An 11,783-nucleotide genomic window follows, 5' to 3' on the forward strand; every position below is an offset into this window, starting at 1 on the left:
TACTTGCATTCTTGCCTCTTGGCGTAGTCACCTATGGGTGACGAGCGGAGGAAGTCGATGAAGCCTTGGACAATCATGTTTTGTGCGTTCTGCACATTCGCTCTTGTCGCTTGTGCCCCAAAAGTTCGTACATATGAGAAAACCAATTCGGTTTCATTCTCGGCAAGGACAAACAGCACACTTGGGCAGACGGCGACCCGGCTTGGGGACCCCAAAGACGGCCGGTCCGGTGTCAAATTGATCAGCGACGGTGAACAAGCCTTGGTGTCACGGCTTCTACTCGCTGCAGCGGCTGAACAATCGATCGACGCTCAATACTACCTTTTGCATAACGACCCGACAGGTCAACTCTTTGCAGCCAGCCTTTTGCAGGCGGCGGATCGAGGCGTACGTGTTCGCCTGCTTTTGGATGACATGGACACATCCGGATACGACGCGATGACAGCCGCTTTGGACTACCACGAGAATATTGAAATCCGTCTGTTCAATCCTTTCTGGCGCGACCAAAGCCTGATCATTGCCGGGCTCACGGATTTCAAGCGGATCAATCGCAGAATGCACAATAAGTCGATGACCGCAGACAATGTGTTCACAATTGTCGGTGGCCGGAATATCGGCGCCGAGTACTTCCTGGCACGGGAGGAGATGAACTATGCGGATCTGGATGTTCTGGCAGCCGGTCCCGTCGTAAATGAAGTTTCGCAAAGCTTTGACGAGTACTGGAACAGTGAGTTCGCGGTTCCGGCCCGCGTGGTCGTCGGGCAACCTGAAGAATTTTCGCTTGGCCAAGCGCGAAGCAGATTGAATGAGCTCGTGGAGGCGGCAAAGCAGACCCAGTACGGCGAAGCTCTCAGAAAATCTGCAAGGGAGAGTTTTGCAGACGGCACGCTTTCCTTGGATTGGGTGCCCGCAAAACTCTACGCTGATCCGCCTTCCAAAGCCGCAGGGCTCGATAACTCAGATCCAATTCTTGCGTCGCAACTGCTGCCGTATTTCGAAGGTGCTGACAGGGAGGTCAATATCGTTTCGGCCTACTTCGTGCCACGCAACAACGGCGTGAAGTGGATGACCGAACTGGAAAACCGAGGTGTCGACGTCAAAGTCGTAACCAACTCGCTTGCTTCGAACGACGTAGCACCAGTCTATGCGCACTATGCCAAGAAACGCCGGGCGTTGCTGCGTGGTGGGGTCGAGCTTTATGAATTGCGGCCTGACGCTTATCAGGTCCAACGTCGTGGAATAAACTGGGCTCAATCTCGGTCAGGTCTTCATTCCAAAGCGTTCGCTGTCGATGACAGATATCTGTTTGTCGGTTCGTTCAATTGGGACCCGCGTTCAGTCAACATCAACATGGAAATGGGCATTCTCATCGACTCTCCGGCGCTGACCGCACAAACCATGGGTGCTTTGGACGATGCGCTTCCAGCATATACATATCATGTGACGCTGGAGAGTGCTGGCCAACTCAAATGGAGAACCCGGGGCGAGAACGGAGAAATCCTCGAATATGACTCTGAACCAACGGGTTCGGCTTGGGATCATATCGTGGCTGGGTTTTTTAGTATTTTGCCAATCGGCTCTCAGCTTTAGTAGCGTGGGAGAAGATCCGTTCTTCTACTGTGCTGTTGACGTTCTATCAATTGCATCGCGCTTGTGGCAGTCTTCTTCGCATTTGAAGAAAAGTGGATAAGCAGGAGGGGCACATGGAAGTTCGAACCACATCCGGGCGCGGCCGTCTATACAACAGCGTCCTGGACACGGTCGGCAACACGCCGTGCATTCGCATCAACAAAATCGCTCCGGCCAACGTGACGGTCTACGTCAAGTTTGAAGCCTTCAATCCCGCGGGCTCGGTCAAGGACCGCCTTGCGCTGAACATCATCGAAGCTGGCGAAAGGGAAGGTCGGCTGAAACCCGGGCAAACGGTCGTCGAGGCTACCTCGGGAAATACCGGGATAGGTCTTGCGATGGTATGTGCCGCAAAGGGTTATCCGCTTGTGGTCACTATGGCTGACAGCTTCTCGGTGGAACGCCGCCGGTTGATGCGGTTTCTTGGGGCCAAGGTTGTGCTCACGCCTCGCGCGCTCAAGGGTTTCGGGATGTACTCCAAGGCCAAGGAGTTGGCCGAGGCAAATGGCTGGTTTCTCGCCAGCCAATTCGAGACAAGCGCCAACGCCGACATCCACGAGGCCACGACAGCGAGGGAAATACTCAGCGATTTCGAAGGAGAGCGGCTTGATTACTGGATCACCGGTTATGGAACAGGCGGCACCGTTTCGGGCGTGTCGCGCGTGCTCAAGCGCGATCGCCCTGACACCAAGATCATCCTGACCGAGCCTGCAAACGCTGCGATTGTCGGGTCTGGCTACGTGAACACCCGCAACGAGGCCCACCAACCGACTGAGAGCCATCCGGCCTTTGAACCGCATCCCATTCAGGGTTGGACGCCCGACTTCATCCCGTACGTGCTTCAGGAAGCTCTGGACAATGCTTATTATGATGAACTGCTTCCCGTCGCCGGAGCGGACGGTATCGCCTGGTCCAGGCGTCTGGCCGCAGAGGAGGGGATTTTCACTGGAATTTCAGGGGGATCCACATTTGCCATCGCAATGGAAGTGGCTAAAAGCGCCCCGGACGGATCGGTGATGCTGGTGATGCTGCCCGACACAGGCGAACGGTATCTTTCGACACCGCTCTTTGACGGGGTTGCCGAAGATATGACGGATGAGGAACGAGCGATTTCCATGTCGACACCAACGGCGCAAATGCCGACTGAGTGAGTCCGGTCTCGTTGCTCGTCGATGCAGGTATTGCACCGTTCGATCTGCGGCGTTGATACCGTCTGAAATTCTGCCAACAGCGTGGTTGCGGCACTGCTTGGTTGGACGATCTAACGCTCCGGTTGGGTCGCGTTGCAGGCGTTGAACGGACTTTTTTGAATGCCGCGTGTCCTTATTCAAGCTGCGCCTGGTCGGACAAGTGTCGCAATGAAGTGCCGATCGAGAGTGCCAGAACGTTATCCAACGATTTCATGGTCTTAGCCGTGAGTGAACACCGGCCGTCAACTGAGCAGTGCCCACGCGCCCTTCCGCAGGGCGGAGTGGGGGATCCAGCACCTCCGCGATCTCAGGCTGGCGTGGCATCACCTTTTGGGGCGCTTGATGGGCGGCACGATCTCTCAGGAAATCGCCTGCCGCAACCGCCCATCGGATCGCTGCAACTTGGCTCTGGATCGTGCAGCCCGACAAGGGTTTGAGCACTGCGCCGCCGTTGCCGCGCAAAGCGATCTGGCTGCAATAAACGCCGGCCTGGACGCGATGTACTCTTGGTCCGGAGAGCAGAACCTCAGCCAAATTCGGCAGGAAACACTTGTGCTTTGGGGCGATCGGGATCGGACTTATCCGTGGAGCCAGACGCATATGCTTTGGCAAGAAATCCCCAAGACCTCGCTTGCGGTCGTGCCGGGTTGCGCCCATGCGGTTCATGCCGAGAAGCCTGAACTATTCCAGCGTCTGGTCTCCGACTTTCTTGAGTGATGGGCACTGCAGGCGGCAGGGCGCTCTGCAGGAAACAGCCGAGTTCGGGCTGTTGAAGGTTCATTGGCGTTTATTCAAGAGCCAAGCGGGTTTATCTTCGTGCCAGTCGCAGCGCACGGGTTTCCCGCGCAGGGCCAGAAAGACCTATGTGAACCGCTCGTGGCTTGATTTGACGGCGACACGGGGCCCACACTCAAGTCTCACGAAACGCTTTCGCAAAGTAGTCGCTGAACGGTTTGATCAGGTAGGCAATCGGTGTTCTGTCCTGCGTCCGTATGAAAGTTTCGACCGGCATTCCAGGAACCAGAGGTGTTTCCGCGGGCAGTTTTTTCTGCTCGCCGGCGTTCAGTGCGATCTCGGCCGTATAGTAGGTCTGGTTTGTCGAAGCTTCCTCGAACGCATCCGCAGAAACCAGGGTGACCCGTCCTGTCAATTCGGGCGTCTTGCGCTGATCCATGGCCGAAAAGCGCAAAACGACATCTTGTCCGACGAACATCTGGTCGACGTGAATGGGGTCGACGCGGGCACTTATGATCAGCGGACGATCCTGCGGAACGAGGTACAATACCGGTTCAGCCGGTTTCACAACCGCGCCAAGGCTGAAGATGTTCAATCCGTGTACGACCCCAGAGACCGGCGCCGTGATTTCAAGATTGGCGATACGCTCTGCGATATTCGTCGTTTCCTCGCGTAATTCCAGTTCCCGATACCGCAGGTCCCTGAGGCGGGTAATGGCATCTTCGCGGCGTTTGCTTTGCAACTTGAGGATTTGAATCTCGATTTCGGTCTTTCGCCCTTCGGATTCCGCGATACGGGCTGTCAGGTCACCCATCGTGCCGCTCAGGCGTGCTTCTTCCCGCTGCAATGACAGGACGCGGGATGCGGGGGCCAATCCGCGTTCGAACAAGGACTCCTGATCCGTCAGTTCCTTTCGTATCAGGTCCAGCTGGGTGGCAAGCGCCAGTTTTTGAGCATCAATCCCGACAATCTGGCTGTCGATCTGACCAACTCTTTTGAGTTGCTGATCGATCTCCTGCGCGATGGATTGCTTGCGCGCCACAAACAATCGTTCCTGCCCATAGACCAAGTCCGCGATGTCGATGTCCAAAGATGCGGCTTGCTGAAGTACGGGATCAAAGCGGATTTCTTCGGTTCCGTCTCTTTCCGCCTCAAGCCGGCCGCGGCGGGCCATGAGTTCGTAAAGCTCTTTTTCGGCGATCGCCAATTTGGTGGCAAGGTCATTGGATGCCAGCTTGATCAGGACGTCACCGGCCTCGACCAAGGACCCTTCGTCAACAAGTATCTCGGCGACCACGCCGCCATCGGGGTGTTCCACAACCTGTTGATTTTGATCGACTTCAATTCGACCGCTGGCAACGATTGCCCCGGCAATATTGGTCGTGAAGGACCAATATCCAAAGCCCCCAAGCAACAGCATCAGGCCCACGAGACCCACGACCACTGGTCCGCGCGCTGACCAGGAAACAGACGAGTTTGCGTCGGACCGTTCCGGTTTCATTTCAGGCCTCCCTGTCTGGCGGTTCTTGCGATTTTCTCGTGGTTGATAACGAGTTTCCGAAGAACGTCTTTCTTGGCGCCGAAGTCCCGGACGGTGCCGTTTTCAAGCATTATCAGCTTGTCGCATTCCTGGATTGCGGCCGGCCGGTGGGCCACGATCAACACGGATTTTCCGTTTGCCTTGAACTCTTCAATTGCGCGATTGACCGCGGCACTGCCTTCGACGTCGAGGTTTGAATTAGGTTCGTCCAGCACGAGCAGAACGGGGTCTCCGTACATGGCGCGGGCAAGGCCGATACGTTGCATCTGACCGCCGGACAGCTGCCCTCCGTTCGCCGACACGTAGGTGTCATAGCCATCAGCGAGCCGCAGTATCATCTCATGCGCATCTGCCTTCTTTGCGGCGGCCACGACGGCTGTATCGTCCGGCTCGGGCGCCATTCGGGCAATGTTTTCGGCAATCGTGCCGTCGAACAGCTGAAACCGTTGCGGAAGATAGCCGATGAGGCCGCCAAGTTCGGTTGAGCCGTATTGATCCAGCGCGGCGCCATCCAGCCGGATCGTGCCGCTGTGCGGACGCCATACGCCAGTCAAGGATCTGGCGAGTGTGGACTTCCCCGCGCCGGATGATCCAATCAAACCAACCGCTTCACCGGGGTTCACGTTGAACGAAACGGATTTCAGAGCGGCTTGCCGTGAGTTCGGCGGAAAGACGGTCAGGTTTTGAACCACCAACTTGGCTTTGGGTTTCGGCAGTCGCGTATTCACACGCTCGGGCGGTACGGTGCCGAGCAGTTCTGCCAGATTGTCCCAGCCTCTTTTAGCGGTCTGAACCAACTGCCATTGCGCCACAAGCTGCTCCATCGGTGCCAGCGCCCGGCCCAGCAGGATTGAGCTGGCAATCATTGCGCCTGCAGTCAGTTCCCCCTGAAGCACAAGAAATGCACCAACGCCAAGGATGGCCGACTGCAAAAACAACCGGAAAGTCTTTGTTACGTTGGCAAAGCTGCCGCTTACGTCAGCCGAGCGGATCTGCTCCTTCAGCGCCCGGTCGCGCAATTTCTTCCACCGCGTGTAGGTCGCATCGCGCATACCCATCGCCTCAACGATTTCGGCTTCGTTCCGCAACTGGTTGGACATCGCTTCGGACGAGGCGACAGCGTGGCTGGCATTCGACATGGGCCGTGCCGAAAAAAATCGGTTCAAGCCCGTCAGTGCCAAGATGACCAAGCCACCCAGCGCAGCGACAGCACCAAGCCAAGGGTGGAATATCCAGATGCCCAAGAGGAAGACGGGAGTCCAAAACACGTCGAAAAAGGCCATTGGAACCGGAGAAGACAAAAGCCGCTGAACAGCCTCAAGATCGCGCAGGCCGGTTTCCGTTTGATCGTCTGGAGCGACTGAGGCCTTGCGCTGCACCGCCTCGAATACCCGACGGTCAAGGCGTGCCTGGAAACGCGCCGCGACGCGTCCGAAAATCCTTCCCCGAGCATATTCAAGCAGGCCCAGAATGCCGTACAGGAACGCAACAAGCATCGAGAGAGCGACCAGCGTTTCCACCGATCGGCTGCCCAAAACCCGGTCGTATACTTGCAGCATGTACAATGGCCCGGTCAGCATCAGAAGGTTGGTGAAGCAACTGAGAACACCGACAAAAACGTACAGCCGCCAGCTTTCCCGACGCACTTCGCGAAGTTCCTGACGCCCCGTTTCAACTACGAATTTGGGTTTTCCCATTGGCCGTCACCTTTGCTCTCAACTGTTGATCGATACGCTGATCTGACCCGGTTGGATTTGTTTTTGGTTTCGGCCTTAGCGGGCCCAGGAACGATCTACGCGCCACCGCCGGGGACATATCGTGATTCAGAAATATTTGATCCGAACGACCTGTGCGCTCCGTACCAGCGGTAAGCCAATCGTTGGCTTGAAAAACTCAGGTGGAGGAAATTATGACGACAATTGCAGGAATTGCCGCAGGAAATCCAAGCTTTAGCATTCTTGTCGCAGCAATAGGTTTTATCGATGACCAGAAGGGGACTGACTACCTCGGTGTCCTCAGTGGAACAGCCGGTGACCCTTCTGCGACCTACACGGTTTTTGCCCCGACAAACGCGGCATTCGGGCAGCTCGCAGCTGATCTGGGTTTTGCGGGCGACGTTACTGACACCGCAGCCGTAACCGCATTTCTGACCTCTCTGAACGAAGATCCGGTCGAAACCGCAACGCTGCTTGAGACGATCGTCACCTATCATGTTGCAGCTGGCGCCCAAGGGTCGTCCGAGATTGCGTCGGCGGGTTCGGTGACCTCACTTCAGGGCGGCGTGATCGACGCGTCCGAACTGCCGACACTTGGCGATCTGGAGCCGGACCTCATCAATCCGTCGCTGGTGCAGACAGACATCCTGGCGGACAATGGCGTGGTCCACGTGATTGATCGCGTTCTGCTGCCGATCGATCTGCCAGGCAATGACGCCCCGACGATTACGGAAACCGTTCTGGCGGTAAGCGGCGCATCCGGCTTTGACGAAAACGGAGGTGATTTCGACATTCTCCGAGAAGCTCTGATCGCGGCTGATCTGGCGGGCGCCCTTAATGACCCGAATGCCGACCTTACCGCCTTCGCGCCGACCGATGACGCGTTTATCGCGCTCTCGAACTCACTGGGATACGAAGGCAGCGATGAGGGCGGAGCGTTTGCATACCTTGTTGACGCACTGCGTTTGCTCAACGGCGGAAACGATCCCATCGAGCTGTTGACGACGGTGCTGACATACCATGTCTCGGGTGAAAGCCTGCAGGCCAGCCAGGTTCTGGCGTCTGAGGAAATCGAAACGCTCCAGGGCGGAACGATTGGTGTGGATGCCGAGACCCTTACCCTAGTCGATGCCGATCCGGACGTTCAGGATCCAAGCCTCATCGAGACCGACATTCAGGCGTCTAACGGTGTGATCCATGTGTTGAACGGCGTTCTGCTGCCCGCCGATCTACTGCAATCTGACGGTTCAGGGGCAGTCGATTTCGTCATCGGAGACGACGGTCGCGAAGTTATCCGCACAGGTCGGGACAATGACCTGATCGATGCCAAAGGCGGCAACGATATCGTTTTCGCAGGAAGTGGTGACGATCTGGTTCTCGCCGGTGACGGTCGGGACAAAGTTTTCGGCGGTAAGGGTGACGACACCCTGAACGGCGAGGGTGGAAACGACATCATCTTCGGCGGCCGCGGAAACGACGAGATCGCGGGCGGCGCCGGAAACGACAAACTCATCGGCGGCTCGGGCTCTGACAGCTTCGTCTTCGAACAAGGCGGCGGTCATGACACTGTGTTCGGCTTTCGCGCAGGTCGCGACAAGATCGACCTCAGCGCCTATGGCTTCACAGGTTACGAGGAAGTCGAGGATGCGATCAGCGGCCGTTTCTTCAAGACCAAGATCGATTTGGGAGACACGGAAATCTCGTTGTTCGGCGTCCGCGCAAGCAGCCTAGACGAAGGTGATTTCATTCTCTGATAGGCAAGCCCGCCTGGACCGACCAAAACTGTTTGGGCGGGCTTTTCTTGTTGAAACGGCTTCACAATATTTTTCGGGAACAGTGTTTTGGCGTGTGTGTGGCGACAGCCCGGGCAAACGACGTTACTCGCCTTAAGTTATTATTTTTAAATACTTTAACTATTTGGGTCCGCGTGCATCCTGCAAGGCACAGGCACCCAATCAAGGTCGAAAACTTGTGATTACGGCGGTGCCGGGCGAGGTCGGGCCACGCATCGCGCGAAGCTCACCGCTGGCATCCTCAAGGCGGACCTCTCGGGCCACCATCGGCTGTATGTCAACGTTACCCCGCTCGATCAGTCCAAGCAGACGCGGGTACTTCCAGGACGGCATGCCCCGGGTGCCATAAACCGAGAGCTGTTTGGAATATATCGCGCGCATGTTCATGCGCATCCAACCTTCACCCGACGGCATCCCAATCTGTACATGACGGCCCAAGATCGCGAGGCACTCCAGCGAAGCGTTCGTCGTTGTTTCGATGCCCAGAGCTTCGATGGAAACCTGCGCTCCTCCACCGGTGATATCCAGGATCGCGGTCGCCGCATCCTCTTTGGATGCATTGACCGTCGCGTCCGCGCCGTGGAGTTTTGCGTGCTCGAGTTTCTCATCGACCACATCCACCACGACAACCCGGCATCCCAGCATTTTCGCAAGCAAGAGAACGGACAGACCAATTCCACCGGTTCCATGGACGGCAACCCATTCGCCCGCAGCAACATCTGCTCGGTCCGTCAAAGCATGCCATGCGGTGGTGACGCGGCAGCCCAGGCCGGCGGCGAGGGCAGGGGAGAGTGTGTCTGGCAAGTGAACCAAGTTATGGTCAAAGGGCACCGCAACATATTCCGCATAGGCGCCCGGTGCGCCAAATCCGGGAACGATCTGGTTGGCGCAGGTATTCGACACTCCGGTTTGACAGGCATGGCAACTGCCGCACCCTAGGATGAATGGGGCGATGAGGCGATCACCCACTTTGTGTTTCGCATTGGACCCGGCCTCGACCACGGTGCCACAGTATTCGTGCCCTAGGATGGAGCCGTTTTGAACTTTCGGGTGGGCACCGGACCAGCCGTGGTAGTCCGAGCGGCACACGCCGCAGGCGGCGACCTCCAAGACCACTCCGTTGTCGGGGCAGGTTGGGTCCGGGACCGTTTCAATCGAAAGGTCCTCGTTGAACTCTCTGACGACTGCAGCTCGCACTTCGCGCTCCCAAAATGGTTTCTTCGACCGTGAAATCCCGTCCCGTCAGAACTAGACGGGTCGGTCGCCTTTCACGGTTACACGCCGCCCCTTTCGTTCCGCGGGCCAATAGTCCCAGATGGCACGATGCATACAGCAACGATTGTCCCAAAACGCCATATCGTTGAGCGACCACCGGAACCTGATTTGATAGTTGATCTGTTCGGCATGCTCGAAAAGCATGTTGAGGATCGCCTCACTTTCCTTGTCCGACAAGCCGATAATCTTCGTTGTGAACGTTCGGTTGACGAACAGCGATTTTCGTCCTGTCTCGGGGTGAGTTCTGACGATCGGATGAATTGCTTCGGGGCAATCAATATCGGCGTCCTTTTGGCCCCGGTCGCTGTACCGGCCCTTGTATATGTGCTCGGAGCTGTGGAGGGCGGACAGGCCGCCGAGCATGCTTTTGATCGGTTCGGACAGATCATCGTAAGCCGCATACATATCGCTGAACATGGTGTCCCCGCCGCAAGGAGGGGCAATGTGGATCTGAAGCATTGTTCCCAATGGCGGCGTCTCATCACATGACACGTCCGAGTGCCAGAACTCACCGTTGGCTACCTTTGAATTTTTGGTGGCATGGATCTCGAATATCTCCGGATACCCTTCCATCGTTGGGGCTGCGGGGTGTGCGTGGAGCGGCCCGAAGCGTTTCCCAAACTCGATGTGCTGCGCAGGCGGTATCTCTTTCTGCTCTTTGAAGAACAGAACCTGATAGGTGTGAAAGGCATCGCGGATTTCGGCGAACTGTTCGTCGGGCACAGGCTGGCTCAAATCGACCCCATAGATCTCGGCCCCGAGGTTCGGGGCGAAAGGCTTGGCAACGATGGACGTGTAGGTGTTGGACTTTGGGGCAACCATGGGGACCTCGGGGCGCTGTTTCATTGAGCATGTTTCGCGCAGGGTACAGATCAAAAAATGTGAACAAAAACGAAAATGATTTGATCCATCGGTGAAAATCTCTCACCTATTGTGGACCCGGACAAAGGTGGCGAGGTCTTTGAGATGAGCATTCGAGCGTTGCGAACTCTGATCGCAATACATCGGCATGGAAGCTTTCGAGCCGCATCGGAGGCCGAGCATCTGACGCCGTCGGCGGTAAGCCATCAGATGCGGAACCTTGAAGTCATGTGGGGGCTCGACTTGTTTGACCGGTCGGCGAAGACACCCAAACTGACCAGTGCGGGGCTCATGCTTGTCGAAGAAGCGGCGGCGGTCGTCGCCGCCTATGACGGCCTGACCGACAAGGTGAGATCAGACAAGGAACTTGCCGGCGAGATCATCTTGGGTGCAGTTCCAACGACTTTGACGGGTTTGGTGCCTGCTGCGTTATCAAGGCTGAAGTCAGAACATCCTGACGTGCGTGTCAGACTTGTTCCGGGCTTGACCAATCAACTGCTGTTGCAGCTGGACCGCAAGCAGGTTCACGCAGCAATCATCTCACGCCCGGATATCCTGCCGAAGTCGCTGGAGTTCTCGGAAATCGTGACCGAGAAACTGGTCCTGCTCGTCTCGGAAAATACTCCGGACCTTTCTCCCGAAGAACTGCTCGGCGCGTTGCCGTTTATTCGGTTCACTCGCGACGCGGTTGTGGGGAGGCAGATCGAGACCTGGTTGCAAAGGATGGGCATAGAAGTCAAAGACGCCATGGAGCTTGAAGGCCTCGAGGCAATATCAAGCATGGTCGCCGCTGAACTCGGAGTCTCGATCATACCTGACAATCGTCTGGCGTCTTATGACCATTTGCGGCTCAGAAAAATTCCTCTGGAGCAGTTCGGACCCCGACGCATCGTCGGTCTTGCGAGTGTGGCAATGTCACCCCGTGCCAGAATGGTAGACGCAGTCCGGGGCGCGCTGCTGGATGCGGTGGGCACCTAGTCGGTTCTCAGGCGGAGCCGTAGCCCCTGATTGCTTTCGAGGATTGCTTTGGTGGCTGCACGTCATT

The 11,783-nt window shown here is 56.8% G+C and carries 9 protein-coding genes; 5 read left to right on the plus strand and 4 right to left on the minus strand.

Annotated features, from left to right (window positions below):
* Window positions 1–57: 57 nt before the first annotated feature.
* From ACR0IR_RS03395 to ACR0IR_RS03405, 3 genes are all read left to right on the plus strand, one after another.
* Window positions 58–1,590: a phospholipase D family protein gene (locus ACR0IR_RS03395; RefSeq protein ID WP_170363782.1), complete on the plus strand. Its 1,533-nt coding sequence runs from the start codon at window positions 58–60 to the stop codon at window positions 1,588–1,590.
* A gap of 113 nt (window positions 1,591–1,703) precedes the next feature.
* Window positions 1,704–2,780 (plus strand): PLP-dependent cysteine synthase family protein, encoded by a 1,077-nt coding sequence (locus ACR0IR_RS03400; protein ID WP_170363781.1) that lies wholly within the window; start codon window positions 1,704–1,706, stop codon window positions 2,778–2,780.
* Window positions 2,781–3,161: 381 nt separating this feature from the next.
* Window positions 3,162–3,536, plus strand: coding sequence for an alpha/beta fold hydrolase (locus tag ACR0IR_RS03405; RefSeq protein ID WP_170363780.1), 375 nt, complete (start codon window positions 3,162–3,164; stop codon window positions 3,534–3,536).
* A gap of 193 nt (window positions 3,537–3,729) precedes the next feature.
* On the opposite strand, the gene ACR0IR_RS03410 is transcribed toward ACR0IR_RS03405, so the two are convergent.
* Together ACR0IR_RS03410 and ACR0IR_RS03415 are read right to left on the minus strand one after the other, a co-directional pair.
* Window positions 3,730–5,055, minus strand: a complete 1,326-nt coding sequence (locus tag ACR0IR_RS03410; protein WP_170363779.1) for an HlyD family type I secretion periplasmic adaptor subunit — start codon at window positions 5,053–5,055, stop codon at window positions 3,730–3,732.
* Complete coding sequence (locus tag ACR0IR_RS03415; RefSeq protein ID WP_170363778.1) at window positions 5,052–6,791, minus strand: type I secretion system permease/ATPase; 1,740 nt, start codon at window positions 6,789–6,791, stop codon at window positions 5,052–5,054. The genes ACR0IR_RS03410 and ACR0IR_RS03415 overlap by 4 nt, the downstream gene beginning before the upstream one ends.
* Window positions 6,792–7,003: 212 nt before the next feature.
* Between ACR0IR_RS03415 and ACR0IR_RS03420 the strand changes: the two genes are divergently transcribed.
* Window positions 7,004–8,563: a fasciclin domain-containing protein gene (locus tag ACR0IR_RS03420; protein ID WP_480778963.1), complete on the plus strand. Its 1,560-nt coding sequence runs from the start codon at window positions 7,004–7,006 to the stop codon at window positions 8,561–8,563.
* A 201-nt stretch (window positions 8,564–8,764) separates the two neighbouring features.
* Here the strand turns inward: ACR0IR_RS03420 and ACR0IR_RS03425 are convergent, their stop codons facing one another.
* Both ACR0IR_RS03425 and ACR0IR_RS03430 read right to left on the minus strand, forming a co-directional pair.
* Window positions 8,765–9,799 carry a zinc-binding dehydrogenase gene (locus ACR0IR_RS03425; RefSeq protein ID WP_170339278.1) on the minus strand — a complete coding sequence of 345 codons (1,035 nt, stop codon included), beginning with the start codon at window positions 9,797–9,799 and terminating at the stop codon, window positions 8,765–8,767.
* 51 nt (window positions 9,800–9,850) lie between these two features.
* A complete protein-coding gene (locus ACR0IR_RS03430; RefSeq protein ID WP_217358572.1) occupies window positions 9,851–10,723 on the minus strand; it encodes a TauD/TfdA dioxygenase family protein in 873 nt (290 codons plus the stop codon).
* A gap of 120 nt (window positions 10,724–10,843) precedes the next feature.
* Between ACR0IR_RS03430 and ACR0IR_RS03435 the strand changes: the two genes are divergently transcribed.
* Entirely contained in the window at window positions 10,844–11,716 is an 873-nt protein-coding gene (locus tag ACR0IR_RS03435; protein WP_170368239.1) for a LysR family transcriptional regulator, read from the plus strand.
* Window positions 11,717–11,783 lie beyond the last annotated feature (67 nt).

The organism is Ruegeria sp. CF2 (assembly GCF_056537385.1).

Bases quoted from the DNA above. Each gene is read 5' to 3' on its own strand.
- ACR0IR_RS03395 (WP_170363782.1), top strand. From the start codon at position 58: ATGAAGCCTTGGACAATCATGTTTTGTGCGTTCTGCACATTCGCTCTT.
- ACR0IR_RS03400 (WP_170363781.1), top strand. From the start codon at position 1,704: ATGGAAGTTCGAACCACATCCGGGCGCGGCCGTCTATACAACAGCGTC.
- ACR0IR_RS03405 (WP_170363780.1), top strand. From the start codon at position 3,162: ATGGGCGGCACGATCTCTCAGGAAATCGCCTGCCGCAACCGCCCATCG.
- ACR0IR_RS03410 (WP_170363779.1), bottom strand. From the start codon at position 5,055: ATGAAACCGGAACGGTCCGACGCAAACTCGTCTGTTTCCTGGTCAGCG.
- ACR0IR_RS03415 (WP_170363778.1), bottom strand. From the start codon at position 6,791: ATGGGAAAACCCAAATTCGTAGTTGAAACGGGGCGTCAGGAACTTCGC.
- ACR0IR_RS03420 (WP_480778963.1), top strand. From the start codon at position 7,004: ATGACGACAATTGCAGGAATTGCCGCAGGAAATCCAAGCTTTAGCATT.
- ACR0IR_RS03430 (WP_217358572.1), bottom strand. From the start codon at position 10,723: ATGAAACAGCGCCCCGAGGTCCCCATGGTTGCCCCAAAGTCCAACACC.
- ACR0IR_RS03435 (WP_170368239.1), top strand. From the start codon at position 10,844: ATGAGCATTCGAGCGTTGCGAACTCTGATCGCAATACATCGGCATGGA.